Origin of the sequence: Flavobacterium sp., assembly GCF_035760125.1 — a bacterium.
Taxonomy (GTDB): Bacteria; Bacteroidota; Bacteroidia; order Flavobacteriales; family Flavobacteriaceae; genus Flavobacterium.
In genome coordinates, this window is record NZ_DASTTN010000122.1 from 1 (window position 1) to 24,599 (window position 24,599).

24 protein-coding genes and 1 pseudogene are annotated in these 24,599 nt (G+C 31.2%); 10 read left to right on the forward strand and 15 right to left on the reverse strand.

What is annotated here, in order from left to right; translation table 11 throughout:
* The 7 genes and pseudogenes from VFS71_RS04835 to VFS71_RS04865 form a co-directional block, all read left to right on the forward strand.
* Window positions 1-588: pseudogene (locus tag VFS71_RS04835) on the forward strand (TonB-dependent receptor); the annotation flags it as partial.
* A 191-nt stretch (window positions 589-779) separates the two neighbouring features.
* Complete coding sequence (locus VFS71_RS04840) at window positions 780-1,193, forward strand: DUF2141 domain-containing protein (protein ID WP_326399706.1); 414 nt, start codon at window positions 780-782, stop codon at window positions 1,191-1,193.
* A gap of 26 nt (window positions 1,194-1,219) precedes the next feature.
* Window positions 1,220-1,840, forward strand: coding sequence for a hypothetical protein (locus tag VFS71_RS04845; protein WP_326399707.1), 621 nt, complete (start codon window positions 1,220-1,222; stop codon window positions 1,838-1,840).
* A gap of 24 nt (window positions 1,841-1,864) precedes the next feature.
* Entirely contained in the window at window positions 1,865-3,220 is a 1,356-nt protein-coding gene (locus VFS71_RS04850; protein ID WP_326399708.1) for a 2TM domain-containing protein, read from the forward strand.
* Between the two features lie 45 nt (window positions 3,221-3,265).
* Window positions 3,266-3,571 carry a 2TM domain-containing protein gene (locus VFS71_RS04855; RefSeq protein ID WP_326399709.1) on the forward strand — a complete coding sequence of 102 codons (306 nt, stop codon included), beginning with the start codon at window positions 3,266-3,268 and terminating at the stop codon, window positions 3,569-3,571.
* A 16-nt stretch (window positions 3,572-3,587) separates the two neighbouring features.
* Window positions 3,588-3,941: a 2TM domain-containing protein gene (locus VFS71_RS04860; RefSeq protein WP_326399711.1), complete on the forward strand. Its 354-nt coding sequence runs from the start codon at window positions 3,588-3,590 to the stop codon at window positions 3,939-3,941.
* A 100-nt stretch (window positions 3,942-4,041) separates the two neighbouring features.
* Entirely contained in the window at window positions 4,042-4,812 is a 771-nt protein-coding gene (locus tag VFS71_RS04865) for a LytTR family DNA-binding domain-containing protein (RefSeq protein ID WP_326399713.1), read from the forward strand.
* 93 nt (window positions 4,813-4,905) lie between these two features.
* Here VFS71_RS04865 and VFS71_RS04870 read toward each other — a convergent pair whose 3' ends face one another.
* The 9 genes from VFS71_RS04870 to VFS71_RS04910 form a co-directional block, all read right to left on the reverse strand.
* The gene (locus VFS71_RS04870; protein ID WP_326399714.1) at window positions 4,906-5,679 is read right to left on the reverse strand and encodes a CDP-alcohol phosphatidyltransferase family protein; all 774 of its coding nucleotides are present in this window, start codon (window positions 5,677-5,679) and stop codon (window positions 4,906-4,908) included.
* Window positions 5,680-5,930: 251 nt separating this feature from the next.
* Window positions 5,931-6,950, reverse strand: coding sequence for a COX15/CtaA family protein (locus VFS71_RS04875; protein WP_326399715.1), 1,020 nt, complete (start codon window positions 6,948-6,950; stop codon window positions 5,931-5,933).
* Window positions 6,951-6,974: 24 nt separating this feature from the next.
* On the reverse strand, window positions 6,975-8,396 hold the full coding sequence (locus VFS71_RS04880) for a CCA tRNA nucleotidyltransferase (RefSeq protein ID WP_326399716.1): 1,422 nt from the start codon (window positions 8,394-8,396) through the stop codon (window positions 6,975-6,977).
* 69 nt (window positions 8,397-8,465) lie between these two features.
* Window positions 8,466-9,032: an L-threonylcarbamoyladenylate synthase gene (locus VFS71_RS04885; protein ID WP_326399717.1), complete on the reverse strand. Its 567-nt coding sequence runs from the start codon at window positions 9,030-9,032 to the stop codon at window positions 8,466-8,468.
* A 6-nt stretch (window positions 9,033-9,038) separates the two neighbouring features.
* Window positions 9,039-10,016, reverse strand: a complete 978-nt coding sequence (locus tag VFS71_RS04890) for a glycosyltransferase family 2 protein (protein WP_326399718.1) — start codon at window positions 10,014-10,016, stop codon at window positions 9,039-9,041.
* A gap of 99 nt (window positions 10,017-10,115) precedes the next feature.
* Window positions 10,116-11,702, reverse strand: a complete 1,587-nt coding sequence (locus tag VFS71_RS04895; protein WP_326399719.1) for a capsule assembly Wzi family protein — start codon at window positions 11,700-11,702, stop codon at window positions 10,116-10,118.
* Between the two features lie 118 nt (window positions 11,703-11,820).
* A complete protein-coding gene (locus VFS71_RS04900; protein WP_326399720.1) occupies window positions 11,821-12,765 on the reverse strand; it encodes a hypothetical protein in 945 nt (314 codons plus the stop codon).
* A gap of 175 nt (window positions 12,766-12,940) precedes the next feature.
* Window positions 12,941-14,026, reverse strand: a complete 1,086-nt coding sequence (locus VFS71_RS04905) for a glycoside hydrolase family 99-like domain-containing protein (RefSeq protein WP_326399721.1) — start codon at window positions 14,024-14,026, stop codon at window positions 12,941-12,943.
* A 27-nt stretch (window positions 14,027-14,053) separates the two neighbouring features.
* Window positions 14,054-15,061 carry a glycosyltransferase family 2 protein gene (locus VFS71_RS04910; RefSeq protein WP_326399723.1) on the reverse strand — a complete coding sequence of 336 codons (1,008 nt, stop codon included), beginning with the start codon at window positions 15,059-15,061 and terminating at the stop codon, window positions 14,054-14,056.
* A 361-nt stretch (window positions 15,062-15,422) separates the two neighbouring features.
* Here VFS71_RS04910 and VFS71_RS04915 point away from each other — a divergent pair, with 361 nt between their 5' ends.
* The gene (locus VFS71_RS04915) at window positions 15,423-16,559 is read left to right on the forward strand and encodes a glycosyltransferase (RefSeq protein ID WP_326399724.1); all 1,137 of its coding nucleotides are present in this window, start codon (window positions 15,423-15,425) and stop codon (window positions 16,557-16,559) included.
* 21 nt (window positions 16,560-16,580) lie between these two features.
* Here the strand turns inward: VFS71_RS04915 and VFS71_RS04920 are convergent, their stop codons facing one another.
* Genes VFS71_RS04920 through VFS71_RS04930 form a run of 3 tightly spaced genes read right to left on the reverse strand, consistent with a single transcriptional unit; the run spans window position 16,581 to window position 20,318 of the window.
* Window positions 16,581-18,599, reverse strand: a complete 2,019-nt coding sequence (locus tag VFS71_RS04920) for a glycosyltransferase (protein ID WP_326399725.1) — start codon at window positions 18,597-18,599, stop codon at window positions 16,581-16,583.
* A complete protein-coding gene (locus VFS71_RS04925) occupies window positions 18,599-19,522 on the reverse strand; it encodes a glycosyltransferase family 2 protein (protein WP_326399726.1) in 924 nt (307 codons plus the stop codon). Before VFS71_RS04925 ends, VFS71_RS04920 begins: the two co-directional genes overlap by 1 nt.
* 1 nt (window position 19,523) lies before the next feature.
* Window positions 19,524-20,318: a glycosyltransferase family 2 protein gene (locus VFS71_RS04930; protein ID WP_326399727.1), complete on the reverse strand. Its 795-nt coding sequence runs from the start codon at window positions 20,316-20,318 to the stop codon at window positions 19,524-19,526.
* 84 nt (window positions 20,319-20,402) lie between these two features.
* Between VFS71_RS04930 and VFS71_RS04935 the strand changes: the two genes are divergently transcribed.
* Window positions 20,403-21,164 carry a Kdo domain containing protein gene (locus VFS71_RS04935; protein ID WP_326399728.1) on the forward strand — a complete coding sequence of 254 codons (762 nt, stop codon included), beginning with the start codon at window positions 20,403-20,405 and terminating at the stop codon, window positions 21,162-21,164.
* Here VFS71_RS04935 and VFS71_RS04940 read toward each other — a convergent pair.
* The 3 genes from VFS71_RS04940 to VFS71_RS04950 all read right to left on the reverse strand — a co-directional run bounded on the left by VFS71_RS04940 (window position 21,148) and on the right by VFS71_RS04950 (window position 24,064).
* A complete protein-coding gene (locus VFS71_RS04940) occupies window positions 21,148-21,939 on the reverse strand; it encodes a glycosyltransferase family 2 protein (RefSeq protein ID WP_326399730.1) in 792 nt (263 codons plus the stop codon). The two genes, VFS71_RS04935 and VFS71_RS04940, sit on opposite strands and share 17 nt — an antisense overlap.
* Window positions 21,936-22,916, reverse strand: a complete 981-nt coding sequence (locus tag VFS71_RS04945) for a glycosyltransferase family 2 protein (protein WP_326399731.1) — start codon at window positions 22,914-22,916, stop codon at window positions 21,936-21,938. Before VFS71_RS04945 ends, VFS71_RS04940 begins: the two co-directional genes overlap by 4 nt.
* An 83-nt stretch (window positions 22,917-22,999) precedes the next feature.
* The gene (locus tag VFS71_RS04950) at window positions 23,000-24,064 is read right to left on the reverse strand and encodes a glycosyltransferase family 9 protein (RefSeq protein WP_326399732.1); all 1,065 of its coding nucleotides are present in this window, start codon (window positions 24,062-24,064) and stop codon (window positions 23,000-23,002) included.
* 124 nt (window positions 24,065-24,188) lie between these two features.
* Between VFS71_RS04950 and VFS71_RS04955 the strand changes: the two genes are divergently transcribed.
* The coding region (locus tag VFS71_RS04955; RefSeq protein WP_326399733.1) for a glycosyltransferase family 2 protein at window positions 24,189-24,599 on the forward strand (411 nt) is incomplete at its 3' end.

A 24,599-nucleotide genomic window follows, 5' to 3' on the forward strand; every position in this document is an offset into this window, starting at 1 on the left:
TACAGTAATCTGACTCGATTTGACAGCCCTACAGTTGCATACAATTCGATATTTACCAATGACGGAACAGGATATGCCAAAGGTTTGGATTTGTTTTGGAGAGACGGGAAAACCATCAAGAATCTAGAATATTGGGTTTCCTATTCGTATATCGACACCGAGCGTTTGTATAAAAATTATCCGACCCAGGTCACTCCCAATTTTGTTCCTAACAACAGTTTGTCGATAGTGACCAAATATTGGATAACGGACTGGAAATCTCAAATAGGGTTTACTAATTCATTCAGTACAGGAAGACCGTATAACAATCCGAATGAAACCAAGTTCATGAACGGCAAGACAAAATCATACAATGATTTGAGTTTTAACTGGGCGTATTTACTAACAACCCAAAAGATTTTGTATTTCTCTGTTTCCAATATTTTAGGAGCCAATAATGTATATGGATATAATTATGCAATTCAACCTGATACGAACGGGGAATACAGGAGAAGTGCCATCAAACCGGCAGCGGATCGATTCTTCTTTATTGGTTTCTTTTGGACCATCAGTAAAAATAAAAACGACAATCAGTTGAAGAATTTATAAAGCAGCTAAGTCGCTGAGTTACTAAGAAAAAAACTTAGAATCTCAAAAGAAACAATTCATCCATCAAAATTGACAGTTCGGTATCATTAAATTTTAAAAGAGGTATTGTCAATATAAATTTGTTCAAGAATTAAATCAATAAAAATTAGGAGTTTCAATCACAATTTAATCACAACTAAAAATCAAACACCATGTTAAAAATCATCACTACCCTCGCATTTTTTATTTGTAGCTTAATGTCAGCTCAAAATGTAAATCTTACCGTTTCTGTTTCGGGTTTAAAAAGCGATACAGGAGTTCTTAAAGTAGGTTTGTACAATTCGGATGGAACGTTTCTGAAATCAACTTACAAAAGCATTACTTCCGAAATTAAAAACAACAGTGCCATCGTTACTTTTGTTGGTATTCCAAAAGGAGAATATGGTATTTCTACCTATCAAGATGAAAACAATAACGGAAAATTGGATAAAAATATAATGGGAATCCCTTCCGAAGATTTTGCTTGTTCAAACAATGCTAAAGGATTTATGGGACCCCCTGCCTATGAAGATGCTAAATTCAATATTAATAAAGATTCAAAAGTAGACATCAAATTCAATAACTAAAAAGTAACTATTTAAAACTAATCATAATGAAAAAGATTATCACTACTATCGCATTATTTGTAGCTGTAATAAGTTCGGCTCAAGGACAATTTGAACAAGGAATGGGAAAAGCATTTCAGCTTTGGAGAGAAGGAAAAAACACCGAAGCTTCGGATATGTTTGAACGTATAGCAGCTGCGGATAAATCAAGTTGGTTGCCTAATTATTATGTGGCCTTGGTAAATACTACCACTTCTTTTGGAACTCAGGACAAAACCCAAATCAATGCGATGCTTACAAAAGCACAGAATGCCTTAGACGCTGAAATGATAAAAGACCAAAATAATTCAGAGTTGTATGTAATGCAGGCCATGATTTACACTGCTTGGATAGTTGTTGATCCTATGGTAAACAGTATGAAATATTCCGGTAAAACAATGGAAATGTATGCCAAAGCCGAAGCATTATCACCAGAGAATCCAAGAGCTGTGTTTGGTAAAGCCGATTTTCAAATTCAAGGAGCCAAATGGACTGGAGTAGACACTAAACCTTTATGTCAAGAAGTTGATAAATCTATTGGACTTTTTGCTACTTTTAAACCGGAAACACCTTTTTCTCCAAAATGGGGATTGGATAGAGCATTGGAAGCTCAGAAAAACTGTAAATAATTAAATTAATTTAAGCTGAATATAATGAAAGATTATAGAGATACATTTTCTGATTTAAAGAGTGGGACAATCGTTTGTTTCAAAATTTCTATGGTTTTCACTGTTATTTTTTCAGCTTTGTTAGGAAGTGATTTTAGCATAAAAAATGTCTTAATAACGTTCTCTTTGAGTTGTTTGTATTCTTTTGGTTTGGGTTTTGGAAATGGTTTTTTAAATCATTTGCTAGACAGAAAATGGGATTGGCTCGAGCAAACTAATTTGAGGGTTTATTACGGAATTTTGGTTACTGTTTTGTACACGATTCCGGTTGTTTTGGGTATAGATTATATCATTTTTGTGATTTTGCAAAAAATGCCCATAGATCAGTTTTTTAATGAGAGGATGGTTTGGGTTCATCTATTTTACATTATTTTGTCATTGGGAGTTTCTGTTTTTATGCAAGCCAGGAGTTTTATGGTAAAATGGAAACAAGCTTCCAAGACCGAAGTAACGCAACAAAGAATTATAGCCGGAACAGCCAATGCAAAGTTTGAAACCTTAAAAAACCAAATCGATCCACATTTTCTTTTTAATAGTTTGAATGTATTGAGTTCATTGATAGAAGAAAATCCTGAGAATGCGCAACGTTTTACGACCTCTTTGTCCAAAATTTACCGTTATGTATTGGAACAAAAAGACAAAGAACTGGTTTCGGTTGCAGAAGAATTGTCTTTTGCAAAAACGTACATGAATCTTTTAAAAATGCGTTTCGAGAACAGTTTGTTTTATGAATTGCCGGAAACTGTTATAAATCCAGATGCCAAAGTGGTTCCGCTTTCGTTACAGCTGTTACTGGAGAACACAGTAAAACACAATGTGGTTAGCGAACAAAAACCGTTGCATATTAGGATATTTATTGATGGGGATTATTTAGCTATCCAAAATGATTTTCAAAAGAAAGAAGTAATACAGAGTCGTCAAGGAGTTGGATTGCAAAACATTGTGGATCGCTACGGAATTATTACCAACAGAAAGGTATTGATCGAACAAAATGAAAAAACATTTACGGTTAAGATTCCTATTTTGACCAAACAAATTAGTGTTATGGAAACAACTTCAAGTTACAACGAAAATGGTGCTTACTACAGAGCAAAAAAGAGAGTAGAACAGCTCAAGGGATTTTATGGTAACTTGATTTCCTATTGCTGTGTAATCCCAGTTTTAATATTTATTAATCTTACCTATATGCCTCAATTTCATTGGTTTTGGTTCTCAGCAGCGGGTTGGGGATTTGGGTTAATGATGCATGCTTTCAAGGTATTTGGATATGGAACCGATTGGGAAGAAAGAAAAATTAAGGAAATATTAGCCAAAGAAGATAACAAGCAGAGTTGGAAGTAGTATTCAGTAGGAATCTAAAATTTAAAATCTAAATTTTTAAAAGTCATGGAAAATCAATATACAGAAGAAGAACGCTATTATAAAGCAAAAAAAAGGGTTGAGGAAATTAAAGGTTTTTATGGAAACTTGATTTCCTATATTGTGGTAAATTGTTTTTTATTAGTATTAAATTTAGTGACATCACCGCAGTATTTATGGTTCTTTTGGCCTTTATTGGGATGGGGAATTGGTGTGCTTTTTCACGGATTAAAAGTTTTTAATTATTCACCGTTTTTTAATAAAGAATGGGAGGAACGGAAAATTAAAGAATATATGGAAAAAGAAGAGCAAACTAAAAAAACTTGGGAATAATATAAAACAAAAAAAAATGGGAAGATATAGAAAACAGTTATTTGAAAATTTTCAGGATGAAAATTTCAATCCAGACACAAGATATGAATTGGCTTATAAAAGAGTAAAAAGAATCAAAGGGTTTTATATTCATTTACTGGTTTATGTTTTGGTAAACGCTTTTATAATTGTTTCTAGTTTTAATAGGAGCGTATTGGGAAGTGAAGTTTTTTTTAGATGGGAAACATTCTCAACAGCTTTGTTTTGGGGCATCGGTTTAGTGGCTCATGGAATGTCTGTTTTTGGTAGAGATCTATTTTTTGGTGCCGACTGGGAAGAAAGAAAAATCAAAGAGTTTATGGATAAAGACAAAAATCAAAAGTGGGAGTGAATTGTCAGTTAGCAGTATTCAGTTGCCAGAAAACAGTAATCAGTGGGATTTTAAAATTTGCAATCTGAAAACCACAATCTCTAACCTCTAACCTAAAAAAATGACCACAATAATAATAGAAGATGAAAAACCGGCGGCAAGATTGTTGCAACGCAAACTCGAAAAAATAGATGTTCGGGTAGAAGTGATGCTTCATTCTGTTGAAGAAGCCTTAAGCTGGTTTTCCGAAAATGAGCATCCCGATTTGATTTTTTTGGACATCCAATTATCGGATGGTTTGTCATTTGAAATCTTCGAAAAAACAGACATAAAAAGTGCCGTTATTTTTACAACTGCTTATGATGAATATGCATTGCGTGCATTCAAATTGAACAGTATCGATTATCTTTTGAAACCCATCGACGAAGATGATTTGGAAGTGGCTGTTTTGAAATTTAAAGACCGTTTTAAAATTTCAAAAACAAATGGAAATGAATCCATGCAATTGGATTTTGAACAGATCCGAAAAATGCTTTCGAACCCTTTTGAGAAAACATTCAAAAAAAGATTTACAGTGAAAATAGGGCAGCACCTCAAGGTTATTTCCACTGATGAAATTGAATGTTTTTTTAGTGAAAATAAGGGAACTTATATTCACACTATCGATAACAGAAATTACTTAATGGATTGCACTTTGGAAGTTTTGGAGCAGGAATTAGACACGGCTGATTTTTATAGAATCAGTAGAAAATTCATTATTCCGCTAAAGGCAATAAAGGAAATTGTAGTGTATAGCAACTCCAGATTGAAGATTATTTTGCCTACTTACAAGGAAGATGAGGTGATTGTAAGTCGAGAAAAGGTGTCTGATTTTAAAAATTGGATTAGTTAAAAATAAATTTAAATTATTTGTTTATGTAGTTTGTTTTAAAATACTGAATTTATGTAAGTTGGTAATTGTGTATAGATTTTATTTATCGTGGTTTTAAGGCCGTATAAATGCTTTTCTTACCGCTATTAGCACAAAAATTAGTAAAGAGTAAATGATAAAGAACGGGGCGATGTATTCTATCCTATTTAAAGAAAGTAAAATAGCAATTATCAATAATTGAAATCCCAATCCATAAATTGAAAGTATGGTCATGAACCAATTTGGAAATGATTTTACCTTGTAGGCCTCTTTGTCCAAAGCGTGAATAATCTTGTCAAAAGCGCCATAAACGAGAGTGTAAATTTTAAATAAAATATCGACAGATTTTTGACTTTCACCTGGTAATGCTCGAGGAGATTCGTCTTCAAAAATTTGACTTGTTGCATCTCCTCCAACTGATTTGTTTCTCAAAATCACATAGTAATAATTGTATAAAGTGCCTTGCAATTGTATTCCGATAAATGCCAAAAAGGTCATCCAAAAAGTAGTTTTTGAGACATAGCAAATGGTCATCAAAATCATAAAATTTAGGATAATGTCAAACACGCTATCAAGATATCTTCCAGTATAAGATGGTGTTTTTTTTATGCGTGCAAGTTCACCGTCAACGGCATCAATTATCGATTTTAAAATGATAAAAAAAGAGGCTGTAAAGAGATGATTTTGCAAGATACAATAGACGGCAATCAAGCCCGAAATTCCAAAAAGAAGAGTTACGTGTATGGGAGTAAAACGAGTACTTTTTAATCGGTTTGCAAATATTCGTGCAAGGGGTCTTCCGTAATCGGATAAGTCGAGAAATTGATATTGAGGAGCAAGTTTAGACATTTTAATGGATGAAACTGCGAGATGTGACAATATAGTCGGACTACAAAAGTAAGGCTATTTTATGCATTAAAAAAGAGGATGCTAGACTTAAGTTGCTCTGATGCTCGTTGGACTGTGTTTCCAAAAATAGATTATGCTGGCTTTTTAGCCCTGATGGAAGCGGTATCCCATCCCGTTTTTTCTACGGGGTGGAATATAGCGGACAGCAGGAATCCATATTTCCTAATAAAGCCTATTGTTTCGCTCCTAATTTATTTGCTTAGTCGATGCAAGGTGTAAGTCATTGCGGTCAACAAAAAGAATGCATTGACTTGGTGGGATAGGCCCAGCCAAAGTGGGACGTTGCACAGTAAAGTGTAAACTCCTAAAATAAATTGCAAGAAGACAATTATTACCAAAGCATTTAATCCGTTTTGTTGTTGAGTGTTGAGGTTGTACTTTTTACCTTTGAAATACAGAAATAAAATGAATCCCACCACAAAGTATGCTAGTGTTCTATGGACAAATTGCACACCGCTTTTTCCTTCAACAAGGTTCAGGAATAGTGTTTTTTGCTCTATAAAGACACTGTCGTGAATGAATTGCCCATCGCCCATCATCGGCCAATGGTTGTGGACTAGTCCTGCATTTAAGCCAGCTACAAAACCTCCGTAGATGATTTGCAAAAGCAAAAGAACCAATGTGATTCGGGCTATTTTTTTCAAGGGAAGAATTGGTGCTTTTTTGTCTGGATATATTAAGTCCAACGCCACCCAAAGTGTGTAGGCAAAAGTGATGAAGGCAAAAGTAAGGTGCAAGGAAAGACGAAAATGGCTTACGTCCGGATTGTCAACCAGACCGCTTTTTACCATAAACCAACCGAAAAATCCTTGCAATGCTCCCATTCCAAGCAAAACAAAGCATTTGTTTAAAGTAGCTTTGTCAATTTTTTTCTTGATTAGGAAATAAAAGAACGGAACGATGAATACAAGACCAATTATTCTTCCGATAAAACGGTGAAACCATTCCCAGAAATAGATGAATTTATAATCGGATAGTGTGAAATCGTTATGGATATTGATTTTTTGGTATTCTGGAAACTGCTTGTATCGGTCAAAAGCTTCTTGCCATTTGGCTTCGGTAAGAGGGGGAAGTGTGTCGGTAACCAAATGCCAATCGGTCATTGATAAACCAGAATTTGTCAATCGGGTGATGCCGCCCACTACAACCATTACAAACACTAAAAAGCAACCCGAAAGAAGCCAGATAATTACGGATTTGTTATTTTTCATTTTAATTATGTTAATCTTTCTCAATTATTTTTCCGCTTTCTTCAACCCTAATTTCTCTGCTTTTTTCATCATAAAACCATAAGCGGCATCATAATCATTGGCAATTTCACCTTCAAGGATGGCTTCTTTGATTGCTTCTTTTAGCATTCCGATTTCGCGGGAAGGTTTTAAGTCGAAAATTTCCATAATTTCCTCACCAGAAATGGGTGGTTGGAAATTGCGAACGTGGTCGCGTTCTTCGACTTCCACAATTTTTTTGCGGACAATTTCAAAATTGCTATGGTATTTCCTGAATTTATTAGGGTTTTTGGTTGTGATATCAGCTTCGCAAAGTGTCATTAAATTTTCAACATCTTCACCAGCATCAAAAACCAAACGTCGTACTGCCGAATCGGTTACAATATCTTGTGCCAAAACTATTGGACGAGAACTCATAATGACCATTTTTTGAACAAACTTCATTTTGTGGTTCAAAGGCATATGTAGGCGTTCAAATATTTTTTTCGCCATTTTTCCGCCAAGAAATTCGTGTCCATGAAAAGTCCAGCCTTGTTTTTTGTTGAAGCGCTTTGTTGGTGCTTTCCCTATATCGTGAAGTAAAGCCGACCAACGTAGCCAAACGTCATCGGTATTGGGACAAATGTTATCGACCACTTCAAGGGTATGGTAAAAGTTATTTTTGTGGGTGTGCCCTTCTATTTCTTCTACTTGGTTTAAAGCTGTCAGTTCAGGAAGGATAATATCTAAAAGGCCTGTTTTGAATAATAACAAAAATCCGATGGAAGGTTTGTCTGTGGAAAGGATTTTATTTAATTCTTCGACAATTCGTTCTCCGGAAATGATTTTGATTCGCTCGGCATTTTTGGTAATGGAGTCCAATGAATTTTGATCTATTTCAAAGCCCAATTGAGTTGCAAACCGAATTCCCCTAAGCATACGCAACGGATCATCAGAAAATGTAATGTCCGGATCGAGGGGTGTCTTTATGATTTTGTTTTCCAAGTCGGAAATACCATTAAATGGATCTGATAGAGCACCAAAATTGTTAGCGTTTAATGACAATGCCAAAGCATTAATGGTGAAATCGCGTCTGTTTTGGTCGTCTTCCAATGTTCCATTTTCTACGATAGGATTTCTGCTGTCAAGATTATAGGATTCTTTTCTAGCGCCTACAAATTCGATTTCAGTCTCTTCAAAACGTAACATGGCAGTTCCATAAGTCTTGAAAACTTGAACTTTTGGTTTTTTAGGCAGTAAATCAGACACTTTTAAGGCCAATTCGATACCGCTCCCAATAGCAACAATATCAATGTCTTTCTTGAAATCTCTATTTAAAAGTAAGTCACGTACAAAACCACCAATTACAAAACTTTCAACATTAAGTTCTTGGGATGCTTTCGAAATGACTTCGAATATTTTATTATTTAAGGCTTCTTTATAGTTCATTTTAAAAGTTTAAAGTTCCAAGCTTTAGGTTTTAGAATTGTTTTAAAATCTGAAGCTTGAAACAAAAAATTATTTACGAATCACTTTTACTTGCGAATCATTAGTTAATTTAATGATTGTAGAAGGTTTTCCAGCAATTTTATCGTGGTGCAAATTTACAACATAGTCCACGCCTTTTATAATTTCGGGACTGATTTCTTTGAAACTTTTTGGAGTAGGTTGACCGGAAATATTAGCCGAAGTAGAGACTAATGGTTTTTTCATGCGTTCCATCAGTTTGAAACAAAAAGGCTCTTTGACGATGCGAATGCCCAAAGTATTATCGGGTGCGATAATGTTTGGAGCCACATTTCGAGGCTTGTCAAGGACTAATGTTGTTGGATTTTCGGATAAATCCATAATTTGCCAGGCTACTTCTGGAACTTCTTTGAAAACATTGTAGATCATTTTTTCGCCATTCATCAGGCAAATCATACTTTGGGTTTCTGCTCTTTGTTTGAGTTTGTATATTTTGGCAATGGCTTCCGGATTGGTCGCATCACAACCAATTCCCCAAACAGTGTCGGTAGGGTAAAGGATGATTCCGCCTTCTTTTATGACTTCAAATGCGTTGTGTACTTCTTGATTGATGTCCATTTTGTTTTAATTTAATTGTCTTTTTCCTCTTATTTTGTCAGTTAAATTTCTAAAAAAATAGAAAAGGGGATTGGCTTTTTTTAGGGTTTCGTCACATTTTTTAAATAATTCTAAATTGGTTTCTGCTATTTCTTTAAAATTTATGGGACTTTTATCTTTCGTGTTATCGGAAACTTTTTTGAATTTTAAATAATGGCGAAAATACGTCTTGGATAATTGATTGAAATCTTGGCATGATTTAGGGACTTCATTGCCTAAAACATAATTGCTAAGATTTAAATGTTTTTGGGTTATAATATTTTGAACGCTATTTTTTCCTCCAATTTGTTGACCCGAATGGATTCTATAAGAAATAAGTTCATCCGCTAAATAGTCTAATTTTTTCCTAGAAGCAATGATGATAGCTATCCATTCATCATGATAATATTTTTTGATGTCCGGAAAAGGCAAAATAAAATCTTTCGTTTCTTTTTTGATACAAAGCGTTGCGCCGGTAACCATATTTCTTTTGGAACTAATCAATTTGAACAAATTAATCGGTTTTTCTAATTGTGATTCGATAAAGAAGACCGAATCCCAAAGTGTATTTGTTTTTGTTTTTTCGTTTTTGTCATCCATTAAATCGCCATTGGTGAAAACGGCTTCAGTTGATGGATGAGCTAAGAAATGTTGAATGACTTTTTCCACTTTATTTACTTTCCAAATATCATCCTGATCACTCAGGAAAATAAAATCACCGGTGCAAATGGAAATGGCTTTTTCAAAATTTTTGGTGCTTCCTAGGTTAACTTGGTTTTTATATAGTAATATTTTATTGGGATATTCGACCTGAAATTGTTCCAGGATTGCTATCGTTTTATCATTGGATCCATCATCACAAATGATTATTTCATCAATAGCCAAAGTTTGGTTTAATATACTTTCAAGTTGTTCTTTGATATATTTTTCTCCAATATAAGTACACATGGCAACAGATAGTTTCATAGTATTTTTCTTTTAATGAAATAATCAAAAGTGTAAAAAGACAAATGTCAAATATATTAAATGAAAATCAATAGTTTGGCAGTGATAAATTTTATGTTTTTATAACTGATACTGTAATGACAGTTGGAATTGCATATTAAATTTATTGTCTTCCAATTGATACTGAAAGTTTCTCATTTGTGCAAAATTAAGCTTTGCCTGAATACCCAAATCGCCGTATTTTTTATAGGCATAGGTATTTAGTGCCAAATCAACCCATTTGTGATCATAGAATGTATAAGCATCGTAATAAAAATCCATATTATGGGCATAGCGTTCTAGCTGTATTCCCCAAACTTGATCTTTTTCCCAAACACTAAAATCTAAAGTCTGTAAATTACTTCCTGGACCGATACCGGCTCCAAGAACTTCCCCTTTATTTGTGTATCCGTGAAGAATTTGATAATGTCTATACCAAGTACCGCCTGGTCTTACAATACGATCGGCACTTTGTTCTAAATGGGTGGTTTCAAAATTTACTTTTAAATATTTATTCTCGGTTTTGTTGAGCATGAACAATTTGTTGAATCCAAAAAGATAGGCTCTGGAATGTTCGGGAGAATCGAAAAAATCCCAAATGGTTGAAGAATGGTCATTCCAGCCACTTTCACCATAAAATTCAAATTTTGATTCCTTCATTACCCATCTAAAAAACAGTGAAGCCAATTGATCCCTATTTTTTGCATCTTCGTCGCTCAGATTTTTTTTCTGGAAAGGATCAAAAATTGGCATATAATCTTTGAAACTGCTGCCCATATCGTCACGATAAACTTGTATGGTACGATTCAAACCTAGAAATAGACCAGGTACCCATTTAGGGTGGTAGTTTATCGAAAGACCGTTAATATAGCGCCAATCATCACTTTTTGGTATTTCGTAATCCACACCATCAATTATAAATTGTGATTTTGGACTTCTTACTCCTGATCCCTCTAATTTACCGCTTATGATTTGTCCTTCAAAACTTCCAATAAATGTTTCTACAGGTTGTCTTGTGTTCAATGTGAAATGTAAAAAACCAGCGGCGTTATTACTCATGATCAACGAATTTCTAGTTCCTGGTCCCCACCATAAGTTTTCGGTAGATAAGCCAATAGAAAATTTCTTAATATTTAGCTTAATATTACTTTGTCCCCAGTTTAATTTGCTGTAGGGCTCATCTCCAAAAGGTAAAGGTAAATCAGTATGGTTTAAATTATTGATATTTATTAAACGTACTGCATTGGTTTCACTTAAAGGAAAAATGTCAAAATCTGGATTTACTGCATAGACATTTTCGGGTTTCAATTGTATACTCAAAATTCCACATTCAGCAAACAAACCAGCGCTTAGTAGTGATTGATAACCTTTGGCAGGAATCATTGAACCGTCATTCCAACCATAAGGAGCAAATGTATTGTATTGTTGGATCAGTGTTATCGGAAGTACTTTTATGTTTACTTTTTCCTTAGAATTTGTTTGAGTTGTATCAATTAGATCTAAGGCTAGGGGGCGTAAAGTGTAGGAAATAAGTGGATTTGCATTGCCTAATAATTGTTCATTTCTGCTTCTTTGTTCTATCATATCGATAGATCCTACAGATATGTTTTGTGCTTTTAAAGATGAGAACGTCAGAATGGTAACTACTAATGAGAAATATATTTTCATGAATTTATTTTTTGGAGAAATAATACCCTTAACGGAACATTTTAAAAAGGATTATAAAACGCAAATATACTTTATTATTGTAGGTTTTATTTATTGCATTTTGATATAATTTGAGAAATTAATGAAAAACTTGGTTAATCCATTCCTCTAAAGTATATTTTTTGAATACCATTTCTGAGATCTTTTCATATTCAGTCTTGAAAAAATCCAAAGTAAGATTAGGTCTTTTTTCATCTATAATCAAGATGTTATTAGGGTTGTAGAAATCATAATTTTTAATGTCTGCATTCGTGGTAATTAGTTTTTTTTCTAAACCAATGCTTTCAAATACTCTAAAAGTAAGTCCATTTTGTCCTATTCTATTGATGTCCAATAAAATTTGGGCATTATGTAAATTCTCATTGACTTGGGCTAGTGGAATTTGTTTTTGTGTGTATTCCAGATTTGGGTCGTGATTTCTGTTTTTTTTATCAAAAATGATGATTTTATAATTGATTTTATTTCCTTTTAAAATTCGTGCAATTTTTGATAGAAGGACTGACCGTTTGTCTTTGGAACTGATGTTATAAACTTCGAATTGTTCCTTTTTTGTATTACCAACTTGTATTGGATAAATCCAATTAGTTATAAAATTTAAATTATATTTTTTGCAATCTTTTTTTTCGAAAGAATATACTTCATCAAAAGCAGGAATAACCTGTTTTATTTTGGGACATCGAGTGATGCTGTCATTAAAAAAAGCTATTGATTTTTTGGTGAATTTTTTAAATTCCAAAATGGATTTAGTGTCAATGAAATCTCCTTTTATGGTTAGGATTACATCTTGAATTTCGTTATTTTCTGCTAACTTTTTAAGTATTTCATTACCATAATAAACGTTTTTAATGTTTTTGTTGAATAAATTTTTTAAAATGAAATTATACAGTTTAGATTGGAAATTGGAATACTTGTGTTTAAAATCAAAAAAATTAATATAATGTACTGTATGTCCTTTTTGAACTAATGTGTTTTTAAGATGCTCGTTAAGCCCCCAATTATCATAGCTTATTATTGTTATTTTCATTTAAAAACGATATTAATTATAGTGGATAAAATACGTACAAATGTAGATTAAAATTCAATGTTTTTCGATTTGTTTTTTTTAATATAAGCTATTTTATTTTCTTTAGGAATTTTTGATAGTTTGAATTTCTTGAGTTAACTAATAATTATTGCGTTTAAGCAGATAACAAAGACAATTATTTTACAATCTGTCTTTTTAAAGCTTCAAGAAACTTAGTGCCCCAGCGTAAATCGGGTTCCATGTAATTTCCTTCTGCCCATTCGTTCCAAGATTTAATAAAAATGACTTTATGTTCATCACTTTTATTTTTAACAATTTCTACAGCATCTCTAACATGTTTTTCAAATAATTCAGGAGTGGTGTCGGTCAGGATTATCCCTTCATGCCCACTTCGTGGACTATGATCCCAACCAGGAATTATGCTTGGGTAAACATTCTCTTTTTTATCTATTTCTGTGGAAATAAATTTTTGCGAAGCAATTTCATAAGGATACGCCTTTACATTATTTCTAAAAATTTTATTATACCTTTTATAGAATTTTCTGGAAAAGGAATTTTTTTCTGCCAAAAAGTCGTTTAATCGAACTGTATTTATTGCGTCTATCCCTGTTTCTAACAGTATTTGATCACTAATCGTAAAATCCATATTGTGTCCAATGAAATAAATACCTTTTAGTCCGTTTTCTGTTGCCAGTTTACGCCAAGTTTTTATGAACACAGGGATTTCTGAATTTGCTAATGGCTTATAAATCATGAACACTGGCTTGTTCTCTATTGTAATATATCTTTTGTCTTTAAAAGCGGACAATACTTCATAAAAGTGTGCCGTGTAATCTTCGATTCCAGGATACAATTGTTCAATCAAAATATTTCTATTTTTCAGGCCATGGTTAAAACCTTTCCATGTTTCATTTGCCCAGGCTAAGCAAAAGGGGAAATCGGGTTCACCTGAAGCAATTACTTCGTTAAAAGGTCTTTCTATTAATCTTTTTCCGTTGCCAAACCAGTAATGCCAATAGCAAAACCCTTCAACACCGTGTTCACGCGCCATATCTGCTTGTGCTTTACGGGCTTCAGGTACACGCAAATCATAATAGCCCAAATCTGCCGGAACTCGAGGCTGATAATGTTTTTTAAATAATGCTTTTGCTTTGCCTACATTGGTCCATTCTGTAAAACCGTTGCCCCACCAACTATCATTTTCAGGAATTGGATGATATTGTGGTAAGTAGAATGCTATTATTCTGGCTTTTGTGTCCATTATTATATTTGTTGATTTGGAATTGAATTAATCTTTTTGTCTTGCTGATTGATATTCGCGGTCAATTTGCATTCTGCCTTTCTTTTCATTTTTTCTTTTTCTGAAAAAATGACGTATAGGGTGTTTTTTTTTCATTTCAAAATCGAAATCAATATATAATTTGATAACGATATCTATTAAATGATTGAGAATTGGCGTGTCTGGATTTTGCTCTATTAGGTCTTTAAATCTTTCATATTGCGCATAGTATCGATTAGTCATAAATTTATAATCACTAAATGATTTTACTTTTCTTAGCTTCAGAATAAGATTTTGCTCCCTTATTGACTTTTTAATGGGATTAATAATTTTTTTTGAATCTCCAATTCCTAATTGCTGTGAATTATGTAAGCGATAAAAAAGCAGTCTGTCCGTTGTGTAATATAGTGTTCTTCTTTTGGCTAAAATTAGAGCAAACCATTCATCATGTAAGAATTTATTAGAGGTTTTGAATGGAAAACAAAAATCTTTTACTTCTTTTTTGATGCATAATGTGGCACCGGTCAAAAAATTGCCATTAGCTACCAGGAAATCAAATAGATCAATGGGTTTGTTCATTTTTGACTCATAAAATAAAAAAGAATCCCATATTGAGATGTTTTTAAAGACAAGATTTCCCTTATCATCTATTAATGTTGCATCAGAAAAAACACCTTCAATATGAGAATTTTGATTAAAAATGGCTAGTGTTTTTTCAATTTTGTCATTTCTCCAAACATCATCCTGATCTGATAAAAAAATATAATCACCACTACAAAGAGTAATTGCCTTTTCGAAATTTTTATTGCTTTTTAGGTTGACCTCATTTTGATAAATTCGAAAAATTTCAGGATTATTTTTTTTATACTCTTCTAATATTTTTAAAGTGTGATCTGTAGAGCAGTCATCACAAACAATTATTTCATCTACATTCAATGTTTGCTGAAGTATGGAGTCAATTTGTTTGTGAAGAAACTTATCTCCATTAAAAGTGCAGAGGGCAACAGATATTTTCATTTTTTGATTTAATTATAAAACCTGATTTAACCAATTATTGTGCATTAGTAAGGAAACTATGTTTTTTAGAATAAATAGTAAAGTTCTCTTTCTTCATTGTAATAAAACATTTTGTAACTCTTGATAAATGTTATAAATAGTGATGCTTTTGTAACGAACAAATATACACAATAGATGCATTATTAGAGAATACTTAAAACAAAGGAGATTGCAATTAATAATAATGAGAATGATTAATTTTAAATATCTGAATGTAAATGTATTAGTATTGTTTGTGCAAATTAGGCTTATATATTGGGTAGATACTTTTTTCGATTCTTTAAATCAATTAATAAATTTACTTTTGTGAAAAACATTTTTTATGAGAATACTCTATTTTTATCCCGAAAATCCTTTACTGCTAAATCAAGGAAATAATTCAAGGGCGAATGCGCTGTTGCACTATTTTAAAAGTCGTTCAATTGATGTAGATTTAGTGGGTGTTGAGTCAGGTGTTTTTTCCAATGATTCCATTGAGGAACTTGAATCGGGTAATTTAATTACTAAAGGTTATCTCTTAAAAGAATTCAAATTAAAGAAGAATAAAATAAAATATTTTTTTTGTTATTCTCTTCCTAATAAAATTTTTGGTAGAATAAAGCATTTCAGTAGAATACGATTTCAACATCAATCTCACTTCAATAGTATTTTGAAATCAAATGAATATGATTATATCATTATTTCATATGCATATTGGGCACGATTGGTAATTGATAATCCATATATTAAAAATGCAAAACTTTGTATTGATACTCATGATTTCTTAACGTCACAATTTCAAAATTTAAGAGGTTTTAATCTTGGTAAATATTTTCAAAAGGAGATTGAATTGATTAATAATTTTGATAAAATATTTGTTATTTCTGCTGAAGAAAACTATCTCTTTTCGCAATTCGTAAAAAAAGAAGTGATTACGCTTTCGCATATAATTGAGAATAAATTCAGTAAAACGACTGGCAATAAAAAGTATGATCTGATTTACGTTGCGAGTAGTAATTCGCATAATATTACTGGAGCCAATTGGTTCTTTAATGAAGTTTATCCATTGCTAAATAAAGAAATTAATATTCTTGTAATTGGCAAAGTCTGCAATTATATTCAGGATTTTGAGAATGTCACTAAATTATCTTTTGTTGATAATCTGGATGATTATTATTCAGATTCAAAAGTGGCTATTTGTCCAATGTTCTCAGGTACAGGTTTGAAAATTAAAGTTATTGAAGCTTTGTCATTCGGATTACCGGTTGTTTGTAATCTTAGGGGAGTGGACGGTATGAACAGCAAAGTGAATAATGGATGTTTGGTGACTAATATATCTCATGAATTTGCAAGAAATATTGAATTATTAATTAACGACAAAGAAAAATACTCTGAAATATCGAATTGCGGAAAAGAATATTTCATCAATAATAATGATAAACAAACTTGTTATGACAAAATTGATGTTATTTTTAAATAGAGGATAGGATGATATACTAACTTAGTTAATGGAACTTATTCTTAGAAGAGTTTCTTTTAACATTTCACATGAAAAAGGGTGTAAACTCGCTTCGGAGTTATCCTGTAGTTTTTTCCATAATTCTTTATTGGTGTATAAGCCAATTATAGCCTCTGCAAATCCCTCTCTGGTATCTTCAATCAAAGCATTTTCGTTTTGTATTAAATGCATTCCTTCTGCCCCAATTGAAGAGGTGATAACAGGCAAATAATATTCAAAAGCTTGCCCAATTTTACCTTTTACGCCAGCTCCATATCTAAGTGGCGCTATCATAAATTTATTGGAAATAAAGAAATTATCAATATTTTCGACATAACCCCAGAAGACTAAGTTTGGGTCTTCAATATCCTTTATGGTATCATTTACGGTTCCAATAATATTCACTTTTAAGTCAGGAATTTTATTCCAAACCAATGGCATTATGTCATTATATAAATAATATAGGGCATCAACATTTGGAGTATGTGCAGAACCAATAAACAGAATTTCTTTCCTCTCCTCAAAAGTCAACGTTTCATCAATACTTATTTTCGGATAATGGATATTGGATATCGTAATTATTTTATTTTTTGCACAAATTAATCCCATATATTCTTCTTCAGATTTTGAAATGGTGATTACGAAATCGGCCAATTCAGAGGCCTTAAATTCGATTTTTTTGTATTTCAAATACTTATTTCTGAAAGAAATTCTTAAAGGTTCTAGTTCTATGGCTCTTTTATATCTTAAATGATGAATATCAACCATATCATAAACTAGTTTAGCCTTTGGTATTATTTTTTTTACTGTTTTATAAAATGTCATAAATTGCTTAGGGCCATAAAACCATGCGATAGACACTTTTATTTTTCGATCTGTTAAATACTTTTTAAAACCGGTGAATTTTTTATGCTCATAAAAAACATTAACTCCCATTTTCTGATAGGAAGGGATATAATTATTCTCTTTATAGACGTACTGGCATATTAAAGATACATGATAGTTAAGTTCAATGTAGCTCGTTATTATTTCTTTCAATCTATTGGAGCCGGAATCTTTATCAAATTCCGGAATTATTCCGTTAAAGAAAACTATTGAATTGTTGTTGTATTTTTCTTGTATCCTATTTCCAATAGAGGTTGCTTTTATTTCTTGAAGTTGTTTTTTCCATTTTGTTTTAAACTTTTCTGAATTGGTTTTAAAAAGCACCGAATTTTTAGAAGAATTATAAGTTTTATTATAATGTACTACTTCTGAAAAAGGAGTGTAGTATATTTCTTTTTTTTGAATGTGTTTTAAATTAAAGCAAAAGTCTTTTTCTTCAAATAGTGCAGGTGAGAATTGCTCGTCAAATAAATTTAAATTTCCATTGTCGTCTAATTTTTTAAATAAGAGGCTGCAATCTGAACAATAATCTACTTTTACTATATAATTTACTTCGGGATAATAAGCTTTTTTATTTGCACCAATTTGTCTAAAATTGGAACCTTTTATAAAAACTGATCCTGCTTCATGAATACTCCCGTTAGGATTGGTTAGTTTTGAACCGACAGCACCAACATTTTTAAAATTTTCGAAAACAAAAAATAATTCTTTTAAAAAATTTTCCCGCACTTCTATGTCGTTGTTCAGAATATAAATGTATTCTCCTTTGGCTAATTGAATTCCTTTATTTATGGTTTTCAAAAAACCTAATTTTTCAATGTTTCTATGGATTGAAATGCCCTTTATTAAAGAAAAATCAATATTTTCTGTACTATTGTCATCTACTAATAAAATTTCAAAATGGACATCGTTTGTTAAATATCTGTTTAGATGTATCAAACAATTCCAAGTTAAAATTTCTTGATTATTAAATGGAATTATGATTGAAACTTTTGGATTTTGAGATGATTCAAATAATAAAGGTACTCTGTTTAATCTGCCCAAAGATTTAATCACTATTTTAGAATTCTCTTTTTCGAGCCGATGTATTCTTTGAATCCTTGTAAAATAATGTTTTATTTTTTTGGTTATTTTCATTATACTGTTATTATCGATTGTTTTGTTTTCAATGATTTACTTATGGGAGCGCCGCTAATCAGTAAAAGAAAAAGAGCCCAATTTTTTGGTTTTAAAATACTACTGATAAAATACTTTAGTATTAGATAAGTTAAAACAACTTTATGACCAAAATAACCATAATGTTTCCTCATTATGTATAATAACGATATTTTTAATTCTTTTTTTATTGCAATAGATTTCTCGGTACTGGCACCATGAAAATGAATAAATTTAGCGTCAGGAATTAAATAGGCATATTTGGATTTTTTGGCTAATCTTAAACACAAATCGGTTTCCTCATAATAAAGAAAAATAGTTGTGTCAAAGCCACCTATTTCATTAAAATCAGCTGCTCTTAAAAACATAAAACTGCCAGGAACAAAGTTGACTTGTATAGGAGTTGAATGTTTTTGTTTTCGTTTGGGATATTTTTTTGGATTTATAAATTCAAGAAAATTTCGACCAATAATTTCCCTTGCAGGCGAAGCAAAATGATCCAATGAAGTCATAAAATCTCCATTCTCTTTATATGCTTGGGCTCCTGCAATGCCAATATTTTTATTATCGTCTAAAGCACTTTTTAGAATTGATAGGCAATCATTTAAAAATAAAGTATCGTTATTTATAAACGCATAATATTTTGCGTTAGTATATTGCACTCCAAACATATTTCCACCGCCAAAGCCTGTGTTGATGTTGCTTCTGTGAAGTTCGAGATTTGGAAATGAAATGCTTTCACAAAAAGTTTTTAGAGTAAAATAGTCCTCTTTTTCAGAGCAATTATCGGTTATGATAATTTGGTAGTTTATTTTTTCGGAAGTATTATCTATTATAGATTGAATACAGTTTATAGTATGTTTACTAGAATTATAATTTATTAGAATTATGGCAATGTCAAACATGTTATAAATATTGATTTATTCCTTTTTCGATAAAAGTTAATTTCTTTTCTGTACTCTGTTTTAAAATTTCATCATTAATGTCAAGCTGACTTCTCGATTGTTCTTTGTGGTAGATATGATATGCAATTCCACAGTTTTTTAATCTTTTTCCTTGTATTCCGATATTATGTATTCGTTGAATCATTTCAGAATCATCAATTCCCCATCCAACTAAATTTTCATTAAACCCGTTGATTTTTATAAAATCGGTTTTCCAAAAGGACATGTTGCATCCTCTTAATTTTGATGAACGCTCTGAAATACTTTTTGAAAAACGCATTAAAAACGGTATTCGTATAGTGCGTCCTCTTTTTTTAATTCCTTTGGAAAATAAGTTAAATTGAGTTTTCTTTTTTGAAAATAATTCTGCTAAAAAGCCTTTTTTAATAGTAACTCGGGAACCAAATAAGTAATGCCCTTTTTGTGCATAATTCAAATGGTCTTCTATGAAATGCTTATTCATTATAATATCGCCGTCTATTTCTATAATATAATCATATTTTGAAGCAGCAATAGCTTTATTCATAATTGCTGGCTTTCTGTTTTTGATGTCTTCGTGCCAGATATGAATTAAAGGAACAGGAAATGTTTTTTGAAATTTTGAAATTAATTGTTTTGTGTCTTCAGTTGAGCCATCGTCTGCAATAATTACTTCGTTTGGTAAAACAGTTTGTTCTAATATGCTAAGGAGTAGTAAATTTAATGCTTCCGGCCAATTATAAGTAGGGGTAACTAAAGTACAACTTGGGTAAATCATAGGTTGAAATTTAAGCAAAATTACATAAAATATTTGAAGTCTAGAATGCAATACTTACTTTTGTCCTTCTAACTATTTTTTTCAATGAAATTTATATTGTCTCCTTCTGCCAAATCAAAAGAAAATAAAATCTTACTTTCTATATCGGATTTCAAAACTTCAGGAAAACTCTTTGGTGACGGCAAAAGAAATATCATCAAGTTATTCGAACTTGAAGGTATGACGATGAATATAAAATCTTTCAAAATTCCAAATTTGATTAACAAAATTGCCTATAGGTATTTTAGAAAATCTAAAGCAAGACGATCTTTTGAATATGCAACACTTTTGTTGGAAAAAGGAATTGGAACACCGCAACCTATTGCTTATCTAGAGAATTATAATTGGATAGGATTGAAAGATAGTTATTATGCCAGTGAACATTTACTATGTGATTTAACCTATAGAGAATTGGTCGAAATTCCAGCTTATCCAGACCATGAAAATATTCTTCGCCAGTTTACCCGTTTTTCTTATTCTTTGCATCAAAAAGGAATTGAATTCAAAGATCATTCTCCTGGAAATACATTAATTAAAAAGAGTGTTGAAGGTCAGTATGATTTCTTTTTGGTTGATTTGAATAGAATGAATTTTCATGAAGAAATGTCGTTTGAATTGCGAATGAAAAATCTTTGCCGATTAACACCAGTAAAAGAAATGGTAGCGGTAATGAGTAATGAATATGCAAAAGTGTCAGGAGAATCTGAGGACCTGATATTTGAGGCTCTTTGGAAATACACTACAGATTTTCAAGAAAAATTTCATAGAAAGAAACGATTGAAGAAAAAACTTAAGTTTTGGAAGTAAGATTCTGATTTTGTTTCCACAATTTTTTTAATTCTTTATATCGAACAGCTATAGAATAAGCATTTAGATAACAGATAATTATTCCTTTTTTACCATCAAGGATTCCTAATCTGATGAAATAGTTATAGAGAAAATTATAACCAGGATGGAAAAATTGATGTAATACAGTTGGTTTTATCTTTTTTATAAATTTTTCTTGAGCTTTAAATTTGCCGTAAAAAATGATCTTTTCTCTGTAATCATGGTAACTCGAATAGGAATGGTGAATGAGTTTATTTTTTAAAAAGCCAATTTCACCATTAACGATTAACTTTTCGTGAACCAATCTTTTTTCATCATATTTTGCTAATTTCTTATCGAAAAGTCGGAATATTTTGTCCGTTTGATTACCACTATATTTTAAAATAATATTCTCAAACATAAAGACTCTTTCAAAAAAATAAGCTGCATAGGTTTGGTTATTTTTTAGCGTTTCTATAATTTCTTTCTTTAATTCAGGGGTTAAAACTTCGTCGGCATCAAGAAATAGTATCCAGTCATTTTTAGCTTGTGAAATTGCAAAATTTCTTTGTGCAGAAAAATTTTCAAATTTATTTTGTACAAACTTTACTTTAGGAAAAGTTTTAGCAATAAATTCTGTTCCATCTGTACTAAACGAATCGACAATTATTATTTCATCCGCAAAATCTAAATCGGATAATAAACCTTTTAAATGTTCTTCTTCATTTAATGTTATGATCAACACAGACAATTTTTCAGCATTGCTATTTGTCATAAATTTATTTTTTGATAGTTTACAGATCTTCTACTTAACCAAGTTTGGTTTTTTAAGGCATTAATATAATAAGAACAAAGATTTTTAAGGATGTATCTATTTGTTTTCAATTTCAAATTAAAAAACAAAAATAAACTTAAAAGCGAAAAAAAGGTTTTTTCTATAAGTATAAAAACTATCAAAAGAACATGTGCTAATGTTTTTGTTGATGAATTAAAATTATTGTTTATATATACATGTTTTGAAATGATAACTTCAGTTTTACTGATGTGCTCTGTTTCAAAATCATTTCTTGAAGAGCCACCATGTTCATGTAAAATAATTGTATTTCTTGATACTGCAATTTTACCATTTTTCTGGGCTATTTTTCTGCAAATTTCTACATCTTCAAAGTAGAGCCAATAATCTTCATTCCAGCCATTTACTTTTTTGAACCACTCTCTGCTTATAAAAATTACTGCTCCAGTGACCCAGTCAGGATAAAATAATTCTTCTTTGGAGTTGAAAATTGTATCTATTCTTTTTTTATTTATTTTTCTGTAAAAAAATCTATTTATCCCAAAAATCTGAACTAGTGTCGGGAAAATGTTTTTTTGATAGAAAAAACGGCTTTTTCGGTCAACCTGTAGACAAGATAATATTCCGATATCCGAATGGTTATTGTAAGTTGTATAAAGTGTGTTAAGAGTTTCGGGCGAAATTATAGTGTCAGGATTCAGAAATAAAAAATAATTTCCTTTAGCTTCTCTTGCTCCTAAGTTGCATCCATTGGCAAAACCAGAATTAGCATTGTTTCTGATGAAAGTAAAATGGTTAAATTTATTTTGAAAAAAATCAAACTCTCTGTCATTCGAAAAATTATCAACAATGATTACTTCAAAATCTATTTTTGTTTTATCTATCGAAAGTAATGATTCTAGACAGTTAAGTAATGGCTTCCAACTTCGGTAGTTGACTATAATAATTGAAACGTCCATTAATATGATAAGATAAGTTTTTGATGAATTTGATGGTTTCTGTTGTGCAAATGGGGATTACGCAATAAAGCTTAGTTATATTGTTAATTGTTGTTTATGAAAAAATCAATTTTGTCTTTGAATAATTCAGGAGAAAGTAGTTGATATAAAGTGCTATGGTTTTTCTTTATTTCACTATGATTAATATTAGCAAATAGCTCAGGTTTGAAATCATTTAAATGTACAGATATGTTTCTCAATCCATCCTCGAAGGTAGCCCAGATTTTTTTTTCTACGAAAGGAGAAAAAATAGTAAAGGCTGGTTTGTTTAATGCTTTTGCCATATTAATAGCACCTCCATCATTACCAATAATTAAATCACATTGATTCATTATAGATATAAATGATCTTAAATCTTTGCCGAATAAATCAAAATGTATTTTTTCTTGAGTCTCTTGTGAGCAGGAATTATAAATAGATTTAGCATCTTCTATTTGATTTTCAAAATAATTAAAAAGAATTGTTACATCTTTATGGTTTGCAACGTATTCAATAACTTTTACCATGTATTCTAAGGGGTATGTTTTGTTTTTCTCACTCCCCAGTAAACTAATCATTATTGTTTTTTTGTCACTGTTTATTTTGTGCTTTTCAAAAAGTAAAATTGTTTTTTCATTTTCTTCTGGGCTTACAAATAATTTGGGATAGGGATCTATTTTATTTTGGTCTAAATTTAATGGTTCCAATAATAAAAGTCTATTGTCAATGGCAAATCCATATTTTGGAGTTTCAGTATTTTCAAAACGTTTTAAATTATGGGTATAAAACAATTTAGTGTACCATTTGTGATAGGCTATTTTGATATGAGAACCAGCAAACATTGTAATTAGATTTGTTTCTAATTTATTATAAACATCAATTACAACATCATATTTCTTAGCTCTAATTTCAAAGATAAACTTAAATAGAGAAAAATAATTTTTTCTGACTTTATGGGATAATGGGATAATGGTATCAATATTTGGATTTCCAATTAATACATCAACACTATTGGTATAACACATGTAATCAATTGTATATAGCGGAAATTGTTTTTTTAAATTATTACATATTATCGTACTCGTAAGTACATCACCAATTCTTTTTTGTTGAATAACTAAAATTCTCATATTGAATAAACTTAATTTGAGTGCTAAAATACAAAGTATTTATAGATATTTGCGAGGGCTAGATTGTAAATGGAGTAATCTAGCGGAAAAAACTATATTTTTGTGATAGCAAATAAATAATAAAATGGCAATAAGTGGTTTGATTATTACTTTTAATGAGGAAAAAATGATAGGAAAGTGTATTGATGCACTTTTTAGGGTTTGTGATGAAGTAATTATAGTCGATTCTTTGAGTAAAGATAGAACAGTTGAGATAGCTAAAGAGAAAGGAGCAATTGTAATTGAACAGTCCTTTTTAGGCGATGGTCCTCAGCGTACTCATGGTTTACCTTTTTGTAAAAATGAATGGATTCTTAATCTGGATGCTGATGAGTTTTTGGACGCAGATGCAGAAGATTTTATTTTAAAAGAGAAATATTTAAAAGGCGATTATGATGCCTTTAGTTTTAGAGTAAAAAACTTTTTGGGTGATAAATTAATTGATTTTGCAGGTTGGTATCCAGACCATAAAGTACGTTTTTTTAATAAAAAATCA